Genomic DNA, 18,232 nt, shown 5'->3' on the forward strand with positions numbered 1-18,232 from the left:
CAAAAATATTAGACCATGTTATTGATAATAACACGGTCAGTCAAACCTTAAAAGCACATCTTAAATATATGAGAATTAAAATTCTGTTAACTATTATTCTATTGTCCTCTGCTGTAACAAAAATTTATTCTCAGCAAATCGAAGGTAACCTCAATATTCACACTTTTGCAGACAATAGGGAGTATGCCAGATCAAATCGATTTTCTCAAACTATATTTGGATTAAGATTTTCTCCTGAACTGGGATTATTGCTTGACAGTACCCACCGCATCAGAGTTGGATTTAATGCCTTGCATGAATTTGGTTCGCCTAAATTTACCAATAAAATAGATCCTGTAGTTTATTATCAGTTTACTCAGCAAAACTGGAATTTTTATATGGGAATGTTTCCAAGACGAGATCTGCTTTCTGATTTTCCAAGAGCGGTTTTAAACGATACGCTAAGTTATTACCGACCAAATGTGGAAGGTATGTTACTTAAATATGAAAATGAAAACTGGAAGCAGTTGCTGTTTATTGATTGGACGAGTCGTCAGACGGCAACCGATAGAGAAAATTTTATATTCGGATTATCAGGTCGTTATAAAAAAGACATGTTCTTTGTTTCTCATTATGCGATGATGTTGCATAACGCAGGGCCCGCGATAGATATTCCGGGAGACCACATCGAAGATAATGGAGCACTCGCAGTTAAAGTGGGTTTAGATCTTAGTGGTAGAACATTTTTAGACTCATTAACTTTTAATACAGGTGGCTTAATGTCTTTTGAGCGTGAGCGTAGTGTTGGAGGTTGGAAAACACCAAAAGGATTGTTATTGGAAATGGCTGCAGAGTACCACAGATTTGGTGTTACCAATTCATTTTATAAAGGCGATGGCCATCACATAATGGATGGAGATCAATTCTATACAGCTAAAACATATAATAGATTAGATCTGAGCTGGCGACCAAAAATATATAAAGGAATTGAAGGTAAGTTTACTTTATCCTTTCATTTCCTTGATGGTGTAATTGATAGCCAGCAAGCTTTTGCTATTCGCTATAACATCTTCGGAAGCAAGTCTTTGAGGAAAAACTCCTCAAACTAATAGCTGTTTACAAAAAATGAGATTCCATTAACAGAGTTTATTTGCAACTATGTTGCATTGTTGATTATTGTATTTAGTTTTGTTGCTATAAAAGCAATACAGTTTTTATGCATAAGTGAACAAATATGGAAGACTCTAAAAGATTTGATGTAATCATAATAGGGGGGAGTTATGCCGGACTTTCAGCGGCTATGGCACTCGGACGTTCTCTGAAAAAAGTTTTAATTATAGATAGTGGAAAACCCTGCAACAGGCAAACACCTCATTCACATAATTTTATTACTCAAGATGGACTGCCTCCTAAACAAATGGCAGATGCCGCGAAAGATCAAGTTTTAAAGTATAATACAGTAATTTTTCATGAAGATGTTGCAATTGGAGCAGTAAAAGCAGAAAATGATTTTATAATAAGTACACAAACGGGAGAATCATTTGCTGCAAGTAAATTGCTATTTGCTACCGGTATTAGTGATCAGATGCTTGACATTACCGGATTTGCAGAATGTTGGGGTATTTCTGTTCTGCATTGTCCATATTGTCATGGTTATGAAGTTAAGCATAAGCCAATTGGTGTTATTGCGAATGGTGATTTAGGCTTTGAATTCTCCAGACTAATTTATAATTGGAGTAAAAATCTCGTTTTGCTCACAAATGGACAATCTACTCTTACTCCGGAACAAACAGAAAAGATTAAGCAGCACAATATTGAAATTATAGAAAAGGAGATTGTGGAAATTGAACACAATCAAGGTTATATTACAAATGTTGTTTTTAAAGATGGAAGCAAACAAAAGTTGTCGGCGGTTTTTGCCAAAATAGGATTTAACCAACACTCCAGGTTGCCAGAACAACTTGGGTGTAGTATCAATGAACAAGGTTTTATCAGTGTTGATGACTTTCAGAGAACAACAATACCAGGCATTTATGCTGCAGGGGATAATACCACAATGTTTCGTGCAGTATCTGCTGCTACGGCAGCGGGTACCAAAGCAGGGGCAATGATAAATAAAGAACTTATAGAAGAAGCTTTTAATTAAATGTGTACTTGATGTAAAAGTCTATTAATACACTAGACTATTAATGATTATTCTTACTTTTGCAGCGAACTTAGTATTATACACATAGCTAAGTCAAAAACTGCAATAAGGTTAATGATTGAATTAAAAGATATAACTAAAAAGTTTCATCAGAAAAACAGGGAAATCATTGCCCTGTCAAAGGTGTCACTAAAAGTTCCTAAGGGAAAGATATTTGGTGTAATTGGGGCCTCAGGAGCTGGTAAGAGTACATTAATCCGTTGCGTTAATTTATTGGAGAGACCAACTTCAGGTGAAGTAATTGTTGATGGACAAAATCTGATGGACTTATCGGCAACAGAGCTGGCTAAAGAAAGAAGACAGATTGGAATGATCTTTCAACATTTTAACCTTTTGTCTTCCAGAACAGTGTCAGAGAATATAGCTTTCCCGTTGGAGCTGGATAAAATGCCTAAACAAGAGATCAATAATAGAGTTGCTGAGCTGCTTGCATTAGTTGGACTGGAAGAAAAACATAATGATTATCCGGCAAATTTGTCCGGCGGACAAAAGCAGCGTGTAGCCATTGCCCGCACTTTAGCCAGTAACCCTAAAGTGCTTTTGTGCGATGAGGCTACCAGTGCGCTTGATCCAGCCACAACAAAATCAATTCTTAACCTGTTAAAAGACATTAATAAACGCCTGAATATTACCATTTTACTAATCACACATGAAATGGATGTTGTAAAGAACATCTGCGATCAGGTTGCTGTAATTAGTGGAGGAGAGCTTATTGAGCAAGGGTCTGTCAGTGAGATTTTTGCACATCCCCAAATGGATGTTACTAAAGAATTTATAGCTTCTTCTTTAAAAATCAATATCCCGGTAGAATATTTGGAAAGATTGAGCAGGAAGAAAGAAACAGATAAAAAGCCCCTGTTGAAATTGGAATTTACAGGGCAATCTGCCGATGATCCCGTCTTGTCTGAAGTAAGTCGCTTATTTCAGCTAGACAATAACATTATTTATGCGCAAATTGAATATGCCGGAGGGGTTAAATTTGGTGCAATGGTAATTGAGGTTTCAGGTACTGAAGAGAACCACCAAAAAGCAATAGAATTTTATAACAAAAAACAGATAAGAGTGGAGGTATTGGGATATGTCTGAGTCAATGATTTTACTCCTTTTTAAAGGAGCCTGGGAAACCATCATCATGACCTTTGTCTCCGGTTTTTTTGGATTCGTTATTGGGTTGCCAACTGGTGTAATGTTATTTATGACCCGCAAAGGACAGGTGTTAGAGAACAGAGGGCTTAATAATACAGTGTCAGTTATTGTTAACATCTTCAGATCTATTCCTTTCATTATATTAATTGTGTGGATGATACCCTTTACAAGGATGCTTGTTGGCACCTCTATTGGCGTAGAAGCTGCATTGGTTCCCTTAAGCATTGGTGCGGCGCCATTTATTGCCCGCATGGTAGAAAATAGCCTGATCGAGGTTCCTCATGGTTTGGTAGAAGCAGCAAGGGCAATGGGGGCAACACCATTTCAAATTGTTTACAAGGTCTTGCTTCCAGAGGCACTTCCATCGTTAATCAATACCGCGTCAATTACGTTAATCACTCTTGTAGGTTATTCTGCAATGGGAGGAGCTGTAGGAGCAGGTGGACTAGGCCAAATAGGGTATCAGTATGGATATGTAGGATACGATGTCACTGTAATGAATACGGTACTGGTTTCACTTGTAGCCCTGGTGTTCTTTATACAGTTTACTGGCGATTTTATAGCCAAAAAAGTAGATCATAGAAAATAACTTATTAAAAATACTTATGAAAATAGAAATTAAAGCACTTGCAATATTCACAATTATAGCTTCTGTTGGCTTATTCGGCTGCGGAGGCAATTCGAAAAAGAATACACCCAATCACATTAAAGTTGGAGTTGAATCGGGCCCGGAATATACAATTGCTCAGGTTGCTCAAAAGGTAGCTAAAGAAAAATACGGATTAGACGTAGAGCTGGTACAATTTAATGATTATGTGATGCCAAACGAAGCGCTTCATCAGGGAGATATTGATGCAAATGCATTTCAAAATAAACCTTATTTAGATGTTCAGGCTAAGCAGCGTGGTTATAATTTTGCGATTGTTGGTAATACATTTGTTTATCCGTTAGCTGGTTATTCGAAAAAGATTAAAAAAATTGAAGAACTTAAGGACGGCAGCACTATTATTATACCCAACGATCCTACCAACGGTGGCAGGGCATTGTTATTATTGCAAAAGGCTAACTTATTAAAGCTAAAAGATGGAGTTGGCTTATTGCCTACTGTAAATGATATTGTAGGAAACCCAAAACAACTTAAAATTGTTCAGCTTGAAGCTCCTCAGTTGCCAAGGGCATTAGACGATCAGAATGTAACTGTAGCTATCATTAATAATACTTTTGCCACACCTGTCGGTTTAGTTGCAGAGCGAGACGGAATCTTTGTAGAAGATAAAAAGTCTCCTTACGTAAATATTATTGTTACCAGGGCAGGAGATCAAGACAGAGCAGAAATCAAAAACTTTGTAAAGGCATATCAATCTGCTGAAGTAGCACAGGCAGCTGAAATAGAATTTAAAGGCGGTGCAATTAAAGGATGGTAATGTAGATTAATGCCAAAAAGTGCAAAGAAAAGCCATTTAATAGCAATGATATTTTAGGGGCAGCGTGTAACTTCGCTTTAAACCAAATTAAATTTCACTGTATTAAGGAGTAGCTTTTTATGATTCATTTTGCGCGTGTTTTTTTTGTAATTGTTTTTTTTATATCCTATTCAAGTTGCATTCAAAGCGTACATGCGCAAGGCAGTATCTATCCGCCAATTTCTGCAAAAAAGAAACTGACCGAAAATCCGTTCTCACCAGACCCGCTCATTAATAATAGTTGGGCCGGTCCTAAAGCATCAGATGGGCTGGAAAGCTATAGCTTGCAACCCGTTAGCTGGAAAACTTCAAGTCCGGATAGTTTTAACACAAAAGAATTTAAGAACACTGGCGCAATTGCTGTAAATGGAAAGGGTTCAATTCGTTTTGATTTTGGACAAACAAACGCAGGCTGGCTTGAATTTGAATCCGATGATTTAATAGACAGTGTAACCATGAGCATCAGCGAGTATAATGAGCCGGCAATTGTAAATAGCGGCGCATTACATCCGCTTAAAACTATGGCCCCTGTTAAACATAGTCAAACGTACAGATTAGAATTAAACCCGGAACTTTATGAAGGAGTAAGGTTTGGTTGGATAAACGTACGCTCGCATCAACAATCCTGGCATATAAAGAACCTTCGTCTGGTTTGTCAGGTTAAACCTGTAAATTACCAGGGTAGCTTTTCCTGCAGTGATTCGGAACTGACCAGAATATGGTATACTGGTGCCTATACCGTTAAGTTAAATTTTCAAAAAGACTATTTTGGAGCAATATTAATGGAACGGAGCGACCGCCATTCTTGGACCGGCGATGCTTACCCATCGCAGGCAGCTTCAATGGTTGCCTTTGGTAATTATGGTTTTGTGAAAGCCAACACGATAAATACAGCAGATCTGAATAACGGTATTTTAAGCTATTCTCTCTATTGGGTTTTAAGTCTTATTGATTATGTAAATTATACAGGAGATGTTGAATTTGTCAACAGATATATTGATAACGCTTGTAAAAAACTAGATCTCGCATATCAGCATTTTGGCAATTCGCCTAAGTTAGGCTTTTACGGTTGGGACGAGCGTCTTGGAGCAGGTTTCGAAAATCCAAATATCGAAGAATCTCAGCGTGCTTATTCGATGCTTACCATACGTTCATGGGCCGAATTTGGTCGCTTAATGAAACAGATTGGAAGACCCGACCTGGCACAGAAATATACCAATTATGCTCAGCAGAAAATTGCTGAAGAAAGAAAGAAGAAGAACTGGCCGAACGAATTTGGACTTCATGCATCAGCAGACGCTATTAATACTGGTCTTACAACACCTAAGGAAGATGCCTTGTTTTATCAGCGTAACTATACGGATCGGGTAAACCGCCTGTCTTATTCCCCATTTAATGAATATTTTATCATAGGGGCAATGGCTAAAATGCAAAAGTACGAAGAGGCTATATGTGCAATTAAAGATTGCTGGGGCGGACAAATCAAATATGGAGGAACAACATTTTTTGAAGTGTACCGACCAAGCTGGAATGCAATACTCGATAAAAATGATGCTCCACCCAATAACCAATGCGGATATACCAGCTTGACACATCCATGGAGCGCAGGAGTAGTTAAATGGCTGTCAGAAGAGGTGCTAGGCATAAAGCCACTTGAGCCGGGCTTCAAAGTCTTTGAAATCGTACCTCACTTAGGAGATACCATATCTTATGTTAATGGAAGCACACCAACATTAAATGGATTGATCACTGCCAGCTTTAATGTGAAATCAGGGATAACTACACTCGAAATACCCAGGGGCACGTTGGCAAAAAAGGTTGCGATTCCATTAGGTGGCAATACTATGAAGTCACTTTTTTTAAATGGAAAACCAATTTTAAGCGGAGCAGGATTTCAAATTAAAGATGGCTACATAAATGTAAATAACCTAAGGCAAGGGAAATATGAATATAAGGTAGTTTATAAAACACTAAATAAAGCTGCGCAAGTAAAAAGTATGTCCTGGAATTACCCTATTAACATTTTCCTGCAGGATAGCTTAACTTCTGGAAATTGGAAGGGTAGTTATGGTAAAGAAGGATTTGTTTTGTTTAATTACCTTCAAAACAATAAACATTTACAGAAATTACCTGCATACATATCATCAGTAAAGTTAAGAAATGAGGCAAATGTTCATTTGGATTTGGCGGCAGACAATAGGATACTCAGAGACACCTCAGGTACTAACCGTAGCTTTGGCGCTATTGTAACCAAAGATCCAACTCCGACTTTGCAGACCCTAACAATGGATCTTCAGGTTACGGGAACTCACAACCATCAAATCGCATTGTATTTTTTAGATTGGGATAACAAAGAAAGGCGCTCTGCTGTAGAAATATTTGACGCCAAAACACTCAAACTCATCTCACCTGTTCAGTTAATTAAGGATTATCAAAATGGAAAATATCTGATCTTTAATTATACCGGAAGCATAAGGATTCGCATCAATCATGTACGTGGCGAGAATGCTGCAGTAAGTGGTATATTTTTCGACGGAGGTCAATAAAGCATCAAAAGGCAAATGAAAACACAAATTTTGTGCACACTTTGGGGGATGGAAGACCTTCCTCTTGAAGATTCTTTTCTAAAAGTAAAGCAGGCAGGTTATGATGGGGTTGATGCATGGATTCCGGAAGATGCTGCACAACGTAAAAAGTTTATCCGACTTCTAGGCGAGTACCAATTTCCAATTGTATGTCATCAGCATCAAGCCGCAGGTACCGATATTAAGTCTTTTTGTAAGTCTTTTGAATATTATTTGAATCTCTCTATGGAGTGCAACCCGATACTTATCAATTCGCATAGCGGTAAAGACTATTTTTCAAAAGATGAACAATTAAGGGTAATTGATACCGCTCAGGAATTCTCTGTAAAAAGGGACATCACAGTTGTCCACGAAACCCATAGGGGCAGGATAGGTTTTAGCCCGTACAATGCAATGGAACTTTTTGCTCTTAGGCCTGATATGAAAATCACTGCCGATCTTTCTCATTGGGTTTGTGTAACCGAAAGTTATTTAGAGAATTGCCCGGATATTTTAGATGAGGCAATAAAAAGAACTGAACACATTCATGCAAGAGTTGGTTATCCTGAAGGACCACAAGTAACAGACCCACGTGCAAAAGAGTGGCAGAATGCCACAAGGATATTTCTTGAATGGTGGGGTAAAATCATTGACTATAAAAAAGAAGCCGGTGATGAGCTATTAACCATTACTCCCGAATTTGGCCCACCTCCATATATGGTTACGTTACCCTCAAATGGAATGCCCGTTGCAGATCAGTTTGAAATCAATAGCCACATGAAGGATTTGTTGAGGTCAGTAATTTAAATAATCATTAGTTATACTTTGCGAAGCCTGTATTCTTTAGGTGGTAATCCATTCTTTTTCTTGAATAGGCGGGAAAAATAAAAAATAGAATCAAAACCTGTTTGGTAAGCCACTTCATTAATGGTCAAATTGGTGGATGTAAGTAAATCCTTCGCCTTGTCTAATCTCAGGTTAAGGTGATATTGATTTGGTGATAAGCCAGTTGTTTCTTTAAAAATCTTCCTGAATCTCGAATACCCCATAGGCAAATCCTTTACCATTTCTTCTAAATTCACCGGGTTCTCAATAGATTCCTGTAAAAGAAATTTTGCCTTCGAGATGAGTTTAGATTGATTTCCGATATCAGGCGTTTTGTATTTCGATACTGCATTTACCAAACCTAAAATTTGAAGGGTAAGCCCTGAAACGATCTGACGATAACCTATTTCGGCAGCAGCGACTGTTTTGATGAGTGTATGGAAAAGCTGCAGTAAATCTTCGTTCAGGCCAACATCAATAAAAGGATTCTCAGCAGTAAAAATTCCCTTTTTCATCAATTCATCAGGATAATTTCCATTAAAACCAACCCAATATTCTTCCCAGCCGTGTTGAGGATGTGGTTTGTATCTGTGCCATACGCCTGGGAATAAAAAGAAACAGGTTCCGGCTTTAATGTTGTAGGCCTTGGTTTTTGCAGATTCCAGCAAACCTTCGCCCTTTGTAATGAAAACCAGGTAATAACCATCTAGTATTCTGCCCTTATCCCAGGTAAAGGAATGATCTAGTGGATGCTCACGATTGTTTGGGTAATTTTTATTAGGCTCTACCTTTGCTGAACCAACTGTATTGATATAAAATCCCCAATTTTTTTCGAATTCACTAATGTTAAGGTATTTCTGGTAATTCTTCATTTTAATATTTTGCTTCTTTTATAAAGCTAGCCATTTTATCAAAAAGTATAAAAAATATTTAAGACTAAGTGCAATTTTGTCTTTTAATTTGCATTATAGTGTATTTTTGTTTAAAGGGATATGTCAGAAAAGATAAAATATGGCTAGCGTATATCAGTACAGGACAGCACAGGTTGCGTATTTCATGTATTTACGATATTCTTGTTATACCAAACACACAAATAAACCAACCCACATGAAATCAAACAGAACTAGGTCTGTTAAATTATCTGTAGTATTTTTATTACTCATTCTTATCGGTGTTTCCTTCACCACTTTCCAGAAAGATAATCCAGGACCAAAAGTTGAAAAACTAAAACTTTTACCAAATTTTAAAGCAGAACACTTATATAGCCCTTCTGAAAGTAAAACCGGATCATGGGTAGCCATGACCTTTGATGATAAGGGAAGGATAATTACCTCCGATCAGTATGGCTTTTTATACAGGCTGGAAATACCCGCAATAGGATCAGATACCACCAAGGTTAAAGTAAAAGTAGAAAAACTAATTGTTGGCGATTCAACAAATGCTAAAGTAGGGATGGGGTATGCCCATGGTTTGCTTTACGCCTTCAACAGCTTATACGTAATGGTTAATCACAATAGTGACGACAAGTTTAAAAGTGGAAGTGGCCTTTACCGATTGCAGGATACCGATGGTGATGATCAATTCGATAAAGTAACATTGATGAAAGCATTAACTGGAGAGGGTGAACATGGCCCTCACAGTATTGTCCTCTCGCCTGATAAAAAGTCGATTTACATGATTGCAGGTAATTATACGGATATGCCGGAAATGGACAGTTACCGCTTACCTAAAACCTGGAAAGAAGACAACGCGTTGGCAACCATTAAAGATCCTAATGGCCATGCTACAGACCGTTTTGCACCAGGCGCTTTTGTAATGAAAACCGATCCGGAAGGAGCAAAATGGGAGTTGGTAAGTGCAGGATATAGAAATCCATATGATTTTGCCTTTAACGAAGATGGAGAAATGTTTGTTTATGATGGCGATATGGAGTGGGATATGGGGATGCCGTGGTATAAACCCACCAGAATTTCTCATTCTCCTAGTGGTAGTGAATTCGGCTGGCGCTCTGGAAATACCAATTGGGCACCAAGTTACATTGATAATCTCCCCGCTATTTTAAACGTTGGTCAGGGTTCACCTACAAACCTGGTTAGCAGTTATAATGCTCGTTTTCCAGAGAAATATCGTCGTGGCTTGTTGGCTTTTGACTGGACTTTTGGTATCATTTACTCAGTACAGCTTATTCCCGATGGATCTTCTTATAAAACAACTGCAGAGGAATTTTTATCAGGCCAGCCTTTACCACTTACCGATGGTTTGATTGGGCCTGATGGTGCACTATATTTTTTAACGGGTGGACGTGAGCTTGAATCTGATTTATACAGAGTTTATTATGGGGATAATTCATTGCCAAACCAAGAATTACCAAGCAATGCAACTGCAAGTATGCTCGAAGCACGCAACCTGAGGAAGCAGTTGGAAGAATTTCACGCAACACCCAATCCTGAGGCAATTAACATGGCCTGGCCAAACCTGAAAAACAAAGATCGTTATATTCGATATGCGGCAAGGATTGCTGTTGAACATCAGCCCGTTGCTGAATGGCAAGACAGAGCCTTGAATGAAAAAGACCCAATTATTTTGATGCACGCCATGACTGCACTGGCCAGAAATGGAAGTAAGGAATTAAACAGTAAAATGTTGAATGCCCTGATGGATATCAATTATTTGTCATTGTCAGAGCCGCAGAAGATGGATTTGTTAAGAACTTTTGAGCTAACGTTACTACGAACCGGTAAACCCCAACCGGCAGACAGATTGAAACTAAGCAAATATCTAAATGCTCATTTTCCGGCCAAGAGTAATGAAATCAATCGATTCATGACCAAGATCCTTGTTTACATAGGCGATGAGCAGGTCGTACCTAAAACTTTAGCCTTAATAGACCTGGCCAAGGATGATGAGGACTACCAGAAAGGAATTACCAGTTCGTCAGATTTGATCTTGAAAAACCCTCAATATGGATTGGATATTGCAAAAACACTATCTAAAACGCCGCCTTCGCAACAGATTTATTATGCTGTAGCTTTAAGCGAAGCCAAAAAAGGGTGGACACCGGCACTTCGCAACAAATATTTTAAATGGTTCTATAAAGCATTCGGGTTTAAAGGAGGTAACAGTTATATCGGTTTTATTGATGAAGCACGTAAAATAGCCCTAACCAATGTGCCAAAAGAACAATTTGCTCATTTTAACAAAATCTCTGGAGATGGCCTGGTAGACAATAAACAGCTTAAACTTGGCGATGTTACACAGCCAAAAGGTCCTGGAAGAGACTGGAAACTGGACGAAGCACTTGCAGTAGTAAAAGACAGTTTGGTGGGTAGAAATTATAAGAATGGTAAAATGATGTTTGCCGCCACAATGTGTATTTCTTGCCATACTACCGGTGGCGAGGGTGGTTCTGCCGGCCCTGATCTTACGCATCTGGGAACCAGATTCTCTGAGAAAGACATCCTTGAATCTATCATAACACCTAGCAAAGTGATCTCTGATCAGTATGCCGCAAAGGTTTATTATTTAAAAGACGGAAGCGCTATCTATGGAAGATTTAAGAGAGAGACCAAAGACAAAATTTATATTTCTCAAAATCCTTTTTCTCCTCAAACACTTCGCGAGATTAAGAAAAAGGACGTAGCCATCACTTCTGTATCTAAATTGTCCATTATGATGCCTGGCATGATCAATAGCCTAAATAATGAAGAATTAAAAGATTTAATGGCTTATTTGATCTCAGGTGGAAATAAAGATAATAAGGTGTTTCAGCCGGCAAGTAAATAGAAGTAAGAAGATGCGTCAAATAGATAGAATTTCAATAAAATTTATTGTAAGTATAGTTTTATGTTCGATGATCACCTTTTCAGCTATGAGTCAGGAAAAGGATTTTGTTAAAATTTTCGATGGTAAGACATTGCAGGGCTGGAAAGGAGATTTAACCCACTGGAAGGTTGAAAACGGAGCTATAATAGGTGAGGTAACACTTGAGAACCAATTAAAGAATAATACTTTTTTAATATGGACAGGAGGAAAAGTAGATGATTTTGAACTGAAATTACAGTATAAAATTTCAAAAGGAGGAAATAGTGGTGTTCAGTACAGGAGCGAAGAAGTACCTGGTGTTCCCTTTGGACTAAAAGGTTATCAGGCCGACATAGATGGGAGCAATGAATATACAGGCTTAAACTACGAAGAAAGAGGCCGCGGATTTATCGCAAAACGAGGCGAGAAGGTAGTTGTAGATTCATTAGGAAAACCCGATCTCCTATCAACCCTAGGCACATCAGAGAAGCTGGCAAAGAATATCAGTAACGGTGATTGGAATGAATATCACCTGGTTGTTAAAGGCAATCATATGCAGCATTATATCAATGGTGTATTAATGAGTGATGCTACCGATAATGATCCTGTCAATCGTAAAATGGCAGGATTATTAGGCCTTCAGGCACACGTAACACCTGAAATGCGGGTTGAATTCAAAAACATTAGGCTAAAGCAGGGCCTTGATTATGCCTTAAAATCTCGTGCAAAGGCCCATTCAACCATTGCATCGAGGATTGGCTTCAATTCTTCCCCTTCAAAACTTAAACTATAGGTAACAAAGGGAGGGACAATGTTCTCCGCTTTTCTGATAACCAGCACATCCTGCTGCATCTGTTTGAGGTGCTGTATAAGCATTTTTTCAGTTATGGCAGGAATCAATTTCTTCAACTCGCTATACCTTTTTGGTCCGCTCATGAGGTGGTAAAGTATTACCGGTTTCCAATGACCTCCAATCTTACTCATCACGTAGCTGACCGGGCAGGTTGCCATATTGTTTTGCCTATTGGTGTTTAAAGTTGAATTTTCTTTGATCGCTGTCATGATACATACTTTGGGGTAAGTACTTGTATAAAAGTAAGTACAAATATAACTTTGTCTGTAAATAAAAACAGAACAATCATGAAAATAATTATAACCGGGTCACTGGGGAATATCAGCAGACCACTTTCAATTCACCTGATTTCTGAAGGACATCAGGTAACCATAGTATCAAGTAACCAAGAAAAATCAGAAGAAATTATCAGCCTTGGTGCAACCCCGGCAATTGGATCAGTAAATGACGAACGTTTTCTTATAGATACCTTTACCGGTGCTGATTTAGTATATCTGATGGTACCTAATGATTTCTCTGTCAATGACCTTAAAGGACATATTAGAGAAGTTGGCGAGCACTATGCCAATGCAATAAAAGCCTCTGGTGTTAAAAAAGTAGTTTTATTGAGCAGTATAGGTGCTCATCTTGACAAAGGAACTGGCCCGATTGCAGGGCTTTTTGCTGTTGAACAGATCTTTAGTAAACTTGAAAATATCGATGTACTAACCCTTCGCCCTGCATTTTTCTATAACAATTTCTATGCGAATCAGGATTTGATCAGGCACATGGGAATCATCGGGTCTAACTATGGCGCAGATCAACCAATCATTATGGTCGATCCAAAGGATATAGCTGCCGCCGCTGCAGGTAAAATCAAGGAAGGCTTTACCGGAAAGCGTATTTTCTACATCGCAAGTGATAAACGCCTGCTTAAGGAAGTCGCAGAGGAGCTAGGAAAAGCAATTGGTAAGCCTGAATTGCCATGGGTAGCATTTGATGATGTGCAGGCCTTTGATGGAATGGTAGGAGCCGGACTTCCAGAGGAAATTGCAAAGAATTATGTAGAAATGGGTACAGCCATTAGAAGCGGTGTACTTTGGGAGGATTTCGATTCCAAAAACATTGTTCCCATTGGTAAGATCAAACTTGAAGATTTCGCAAAACAGTTTGCCATAGCCTACAACGGATAGCTGAGCTCAATTATGCTTCGTTCACAGTGTCTCTGCAGCGCTTTCTGTAGTCCGTTGGTTTTAATCCGGTTTTCTCTTTAAAAAGCTTTGAAAAGTAGAAGCTGGATTCAAAATTAAGATCAATAGAGATCTCTTTGATCGGTATATTGCTGCTGCACAATAGATCCTTTGCCCTTTCAATTTTGAGTTGAAGGTAATACTGTCCTGGAGATAAACCTGTGTAATTTTTGAACAACTTCCGAAACGAGGAGTATCCTACACACAAATCCTGCGCGGCCTGTTCGGCAGAGTATGGGTTATTTATATTTGAACGAAACAGGAGCATTGCCCGGTTTATAACATTATCCTCTTCCTGGTTACCAAGGGTATGTTGTTTGGCAAGCGAATGACAGGCACCAAGCAGATAAAAGACTGCTCCCGAAACCAGAGGCTGATAACCAGGGCGCTCTTGTTTCGTTTTTTCCATAATGCCATTATATACTTCGAGTATACTTTCATTAAAACCAATATACTGTGTCGGTGCTTCAGGCTTCAAATAGCCTGAGGTAACCAGATTGTCTATTATTTTACCTTTTACCCCTACCCAGTATTCATCCCAACCTGTTTCTGGGTCGGGTTTATAACGGTGGCGCTCATTTGGGAACAGCACAATGACTGTTCCTGCATTAATTTTGGTCTGTTTGCAATTTTCGGATTCAAAGATACCGCTTCCACGAGTGATGTAAATAACCTGATATTCCTGCAAGGTGCGCCAACTCTTCCAATTAAAATTGTGGTGTGCCGGGTGACTTTTGAAGGGATATACGTTTGTGGGCTCAATATGTGTGCATCCGCTATTGAGTACAGTCAAGCCCCAACTTTCATCTTCTTTGCTGACAGGGAGATACTTATAGAAATTAATCATACTTGTCAATCATTTGGTTAGTTTTCTTAGTGCCGGTTGCAAATAGTTTCCCTTAACGAGTTCGCTGCAAGGTTAAAACTACTAAGAAAAATCATAGAATGGATTTCAAATGCCAAAAAATGCAGGTCTTTTATCAAAACCTCTATTTATTCCAGTTCACATTAAAGATAGTTTTGGATACCAATATAAACTTTTAGAACATTAAAAAGTAAGTTATGAAAACAAGACTTTTAATTGTGCTGAGCCGGGAATACTTAGTTATTTTAGCTATAATGCTATTGTGCTACCTGCCAGTTCAGGCACAGACACCAACAGTTATTTCGGGAACATTGACCGATTCCCTGGATACAGGACCCATCGTTGGGGCCTCAATTATGGTTCAAGGCACTAAGGTAGCTACACAGACAGACGCAAACGGAAAATTTTCCATCAGCGCTTCGCAGGGTGCTACATTGATTTTTAGCTACATCGGCTATGTAGAAAAAAAGGTAGTTGTAGGAAGTAATGCCAACTTGAATATCCGGTTGCTACCCTCATCCCAAGGTTTAAAAGAGGTGGTGGTATTGGCCTACGGATCACAGCGCAAAGGTGATATCACTTCAGCAGTATCTGAAATCGATCTTTCGAAATCTCAGGGTATACCTGCTTCAAATGTTGGGCGGCTACTTCAGGGGCAAGCTCCAGGTGTGGTAGCAAAGCAGACAACAGGGCAGCCCGGACAAGAACTACAGGTCGAAATCCGCGGTAACAGTTCCCTCGGAGCAACCAGCGATCCTTTATATGTGGTTGATGGCTTCCCTGTAGGAACCAGTGTAGGGACTGCGCTAAATTCCAATGATATTGAAAGTATGACCATTTTAAAAGATGCAGCATCTACTTCAGTATATGGATCTCGCGGTGCGAATGGTGTGGTACTGATCACTACAAAAAATGGGAAAAAGGATGGCCATAAATTAACAGTCAGTACCAATACAGGAATAGCCAATGTACCTGATTCAAGAAGGGTAAAAGTACTTAACGGATCGGAATTTGCTGCTTTTCAAAATGAGGTGTTTTCCGATAAGATCAGGTATTTTCAGAATAGAGAACCAGATATCAGCGAAATACCAGCTGATTTCAGGTTTCCCGAACAAACCAAGGTATCTACCGATTGGTATAACGAAATTTTGCACCAGAATGCACCGTTTAGCGACTATAATCTTTCACTCAGCAATGGTGCAGAAAAGTCAAGCTCTTATATCTCATTGGGATATCTGAGTCAGCAAGGAGCATTAAAAAACACAGGCTTTAACAGAATCACAGCCAGAGCCAATTTAGATGGCAGACCCACCGACTATCTTAATTTTGGCTTGCATTTATCAGGTGCTTATTCATGGGCTAAAAACAGTGATGCCATTGCAGGTGGATTTGGTAATAACATTGTGGATCAGGCCCTGCTGATGGATCCCAGAGAACCGGTGTATAATGAGGATGGTACTTTCAATAATTACATTGGCGGGCACGACAATATTTTCGGTTTTCCAAATCCGGTACAGCGCCTTATGCAAGAGCTTCATCAACAATACAAGGGTAATCTTACAGCCAATGCTTACGTAGAAGTTAAGCCCATAAAAAATGTTTCTTTCAGAACAAATCTTAACGGAACCTTACAGAACGACAGGAATCATGATTTTACTCCTTCTGGTATTGCCGGATTTAATAATGCCCCACCGCGTTTGGCTAGTTCAGGAGAATATTTTTATAACTATACCAATTATGGTATGGATAACCTGCTTACCTATTCACCTCAGCTGAAAGATCATAAACTGGAGGTAACTGTTGGGCACATTTTTCAAAAAAATACAGTAAATACCGGTAATGCTACAGGTACTGAATTTCCGGATGATTTGGTAGAATATGTTTCTGCGGCAAATCAACGAGATGGCAGTTCAGGGATGGCAGCATTTACCATTGAGAGCTTCCTGTCTAGGGTAAATTACTCTTACAAAGATAAATACCTGTTTACAGCAGCCTTTAATCGCGAAGCGAGCTCAAGATTTGGAAGCAATAACCGTTGGGGAAGTTTTCCTTCTGCATCGGTAGGATGGCGTATTTCAAAGGAAAGTTTCTTCCCGGAATTGAAATGGCTATCTGATTTCAAATTAAGGGCAAGTTATGGGGTAACTGGAAACAATAATATTGGTAATTATACTTCTCAGGCCATTATCAATCCCAGCAATTATGTTCTTGGCAACGCAATTTCCCCGGGTGCAACAATTGGTTCTTTCCCAAATAGCAATCTGGGCTGGGAACAGTCTAAACAATTGGATATCGGTACAGACATAAGTTTGTTTAATGGGAAACTAAATTTAACAGCAGAGTACTATCGAAAACTAACAACCGATATGCTTTTGAATGTAGAGATTCCTGCCGTAGCCGGTTTTGGTAGTGTGATTACCAATATCGGAGAACTTGAAAACAAGGGTGTGGAGCTTGGGTTAAACTACCGTGATAAATTTGGAGAGGTATCATTTAGCAGTGGGTTTAATATCTCCTTTAACAGGAATAAGGTATTGTCCATTGATGGGGACAGGAATTCATTACTGACAGGTGCATTTTATGATGGCTACAACCTTACCGAGGTAGGAAAACCAATTGGACTATTCTATGGCTACAAAGTTTTGGGTATTTATCAGAACCAGGCACAGATAGATGGTACGCCGAGTAATCCTAACCATATTCCGGGCACATATCAATATCTGGATGGAAATGGCGATGGCAAAATATCTTATGATACACAGGATATGATAGTGCTTGGTAACCCAAATCCTAAATTTACCTGGGGTTGGAACTGGAATGCAGGCTATAAGAATTTTGATTTAAGCGTATTACTAAATGGATCTTATGGAGCTGATATTTACAGGGCTATTGAAATGAATCTCGCGAATATTGACGGTGTTTTTAACGTGCTAAAGGAGGTTCAAAATCGTTGGCGATCTGAACAAAACCCGGGTCTAGGTAAGCAGGCTGGATCTAATACCTATTATTTTACCCGCGAATCTAACTCGCGCTATGTATACAGCGGTAGCTATGCTTGGGTAAAGAACATCACACTAGGGTATACCATTCCAAGGATCAAGAATTTCCTGGATGCAAAGATCTTTGTCAGTGTAGACAATGCATTCCTAATCACTAAGTATCCTGGAAACAATCCAGAGGTCAATGCGGCAAGGGCCAATAACGGTAATGATGTCATCAGTCCAGGAAGAGATTTAGAGTCTTATCCAATTCCAAGAACAATATCTATAGGTACAAGGATCAATTTTTAACCAAAACCAGA

Annotated in this window: 14 protein-coding genes; 11 read left to right on the forward strand and 3 right to left on the reverse strand. The window is 39.0% G+C overall.

Going from position 1 to position 18,232, the window contains the following annotated elements; translation table 11 throughout:
• The first annotated feature begins 68 nt into the window (after positions 1–68).
• The 7 genes from N824_RS08395 (at position 69) to N824_RS08425 (ending at position 8,165) form a co-directional block, all read left to right on the forward strand.
• Positions 69–1,088: a hypothetical protein gene (locus tag N824_RS08395; protein ID WP_048904645.1), complete on the forward strand. Its 1,020-nt coding sequence runs from the start codon at positions 69–71 to the stop codon at positions 1,086–1,088.
• Positions 1,089–1,213: 125 nt separating this feature from the next.
• Positions 1,214–2,125, forward strand: coding sequence for an NAD(P)/FAD-dependent oxidoreductase (locus N824_RS08400; protein ID WP_048904646.1), 912 nt, complete (start codon positions 1,214–1,216; stop codon positions 2,123–2,125).
• A 114-nt stretch (positions 2,126–2,239) separates the two neighbouring features.
• Positions 2,240–3,271 (forward strand): methionine ABC transporter ATP-binding protein MetN, encoded by a 1,032-nt coding sequence (gene metN, locus N824_RS08405; protein WP_048904647.1) that lies wholly within the window; start codon positions 2,240–2,242, stop codon positions 3,269–3,271.
• A complete protein-coding gene (locus tag N824_RS08410; protein WP_048904648.1) occupies positions 3,264–3,920 on the forward strand; it encodes a methionine ABC transporter permease MetI in 657 nt (218 codons plus the stop codon). Before metN ends, N824_RS08410 begins: the two co-directional genes overlap by 8 nt.
• Positions 3,921–3,936: 16 nt before the next feature.
• Positions 3,937–4,755 (forward strand): methionine ABC transporter substrate-binding lipoprotein MetQ, encoded by an 819-nt coding sequence (metQ, locus tag N824_RS08415; RefSeq protein WP_048904649.1) that lies wholly within the window; start codon positions 3,937–3,939, stop codon positions 4,753–4,755.
• A gap of 119 nt (positions 4,756–4,874) precedes the next feature.
• Positions 4,875–7,340, forward strand: a complete 2,466-nt coding sequence (locus N824_RS08420; protein ID WP_052334082.1) for an alpha-L-rhamnosidase C-terminal domain-containing protein — start codon at positions 4,875–4,877, stop codon at positions 7,338–7,340.
• A 15-nt stretch (positions 7,341–7,355) separates the two neighbouring features.
• On the forward strand, positions 7,356–8,165 hold the full coding sequence (locus N824_RS08425; RefSeq protein ID WP_152542038.1) for a sugar phosphate isomerase/epimerase: 810 nt from the start codon (positions 7,356–7,358) through the stop codon (positions 8,163–8,165).
• 11 nt (positions 8,166–8,176) lie between these two features.
• Here N824_RS08425 and N824_RS08430 read toward each other — a convergent pair whose 3' ends face one another.
• Positions 8,177–9,055 carry an AraC family transcriptional regulator gene (locus N824_RS08430; protein WP_048904651.1) on the reverse strand — a complete coding sequence of 293 codons (879 nt, stop codon included), beginning with the start codon at positions 9,053–9,055 and terminating at the stop codon, positions 8,177–8,179.
• A gap of 235 nt (positions 9,056–9,290) precedes the next feature.
• Here N824_RS08430 and N824_RS08435 point away from each other — a divergent pair, with 235 nt between their 5' ends.
• Both N824_RS08435 and N824_RS08440 read left to right on the forward strand, forming a co-directional pair.
• Entirely contained in the window at positions 9,291–11,966 is a 2,676-nt protein-coding gene (locus N824_RS08435; RefSeq protein ID WP_048904754.1) for a c-type cytochrome, read from the forward strand.
• Positions 11,967–12,033: 67 nt separating this feature from the next.
• Positions 12,034–12,777, forward strand: a complete 744-nt coding sequence (locus N824_RS08440) for a DUF1080 domain-containing protein (RefSeq protein ID WP_235207029.1) — start codon at positions 12,034–12,036, stop codon at positions 12,775–12,777.
• On the opposite strand, the gene N824_RS37230 is transcribed toward N824_RS08440, so the two are convergent.
• Positions 12,690–13,046 (reverse strand): helix-turn-helix domain-containing protein, encoded by a 357-nt coding sequence (locus N824_RS37230; RefSeq protein WP_084498235.1) that lies wholly within the window; start codon positions 13,044–13,046, stop codon positions 12,690–12,692. The genes N824_RS08440 and N824_RS37230 overlap by 88 nt on opposite strands.
• A 78-nt stretch (positions 13,047–13,124) precedes the next feature.
• Here N824_RS37230 and N824_RS08445 point away from each other — a divergent pair, with 78 nt between their 5' ends.
• Entirely contained in the window at positions 13,125–14,009 is an 885-nt protein-coding gene (locus N824_RS08445) for an NAD(P)H-binding protein (protein WP_048904652.1), read from the forward strand.
• Between the two features lie 10 nt (positions 14,010–14,019).
• Here the strand turns inward: N824_RS08445 and N824_RS08450 are convergent, their stop codons facing one another.
• The gene (locus N824_RS08450; RefSeq protein ID WP_048904653.1) at positions 14,020–14,913 is read right to left on the reverse strand and encodes an AraC family transcriptional regulator; all 894 of its coding nucleotides are present in this window, start codon (positions 14,911–14,913) and stop codon (positions 14,020–14,022) included.
• Positions 14,914–15,128: 215 nt separating this feature from the next.
• Between N824_RS08450 and N824_RS08455 the strand changes: the two genes are divergently transcribed.
• Entirely contained in the window at positions 15,129–18,221 is a 3,093-nt protein-coding gene (locus tag N824_RS08455) for a TonB-dependent receptor (protein WP_048904654.1), read from the forward strand.
• The last annotated feature ends 11 nt before the right edge of the window (positions 18,222–18,232 follow it).

Origin of the sequence: Pedobacter sp. V48, assembly GCF_000523515.1 — a bacterium.
Lineage (GTDB): Bacteria > Bacteroidota > Bacteroidia > Sphingobacteriales > Sphingobacteriaceae > Pedobacter.

Bases quoted from the DNA above. Each gene is read 5' to 3' on its own strand.
- N824_RS08395 (WP_048904645.1), top strand. From the start codon at position 69: ATGAGAATTAAAATTCTGTTAACTATTATTCTATTGTCCTCTGCTGTA.
- N824_RS08400 (WP_048904646.1), top strand. From the start codon at position 1,214: ATGGAAGACTCTAAAAGATTTGATGTAATCATAATAGGGGGGAGTTAT.
- metN (WP_048904647.1), top strand. From the start codon at position 2,240: ATGATTGAATTAAAAGATATAACTAAAAAGTTTCATCAGAAAAACAGG.
- N824_RS08410 (WP_048904648.1), top strand. From the start codon at position 3,264: ATGTCTGAGTCAATGATTTTACTCCTTTTTAAAGGAGCCTGGGAAACC.
- metQ (WP_048904649.1), top strand. From the start codon at position 3,937: ATGAAAATAGAAATTAAAGCACTTGCAATATTCACAATTATAGCTTCT.
- N824_RS08420 (WP_052334082.1), top strand. From the start codon at position 4,875: ATGATTCATTTTGCGCGTGTTTTTTTTGTAATTGTTTTTTTTATATCC.
- N824_RS08425 (WP_152542038.1), top strand. From the start codon at position 7,356: ATGAAAACACAAATTTTGTGCACACTTTGGGGGATGGAAGACCTTCCT.
- N824_RS08430 (WP_048904651.1), bottom strand. From the start codon at position 9,055: ATGAAGAATTACCAGAAATACCTTAACATTAGTGAATTCGAAAAAAAT.
- N824_RS08435 (WP_048904754.1), top strand. From the start codon at position 9,291: ATGAAATCAAACAGAACTAGGTCTGTTAAATTATCTGTAGTATTTTTA.
- N824_RS08440 (WP_235207029.1), top strand. From the start codon at position 12,034: ATGATCACCTTTTCAGCTATGAGTCAGGAAAAGGATTTTGTTAAAATT.
- N824_RS37230 (WP_084498235.1), bottom strand. From the start codon at position 13,046: ATGACAGCGATCAAAGAAAATTCAACTTTAAACACCAATAGGCAAAAC.
- N824_RS08445 (WP_048904652.1), top strand. From the start codon at position 13,125: ATGAAAATAATTATAACCGGGTCACTGGGGAATATCAGCAGACCACTT.
- N824_RS08450 (WP_048904653.1), bottom strand. From the start codon at position 14,913: ATGATTAATTTCTATAAGTATCTCCCTGTCAGCAAAGAAGATGAAAGT.
- N824_RS08455 (WP_048904654.1), top strand. From the start codon at position 15,129: ATGAAAACAAGACTTTTAATTGTGCTGAGCCGGGAATACTTAGTTATT.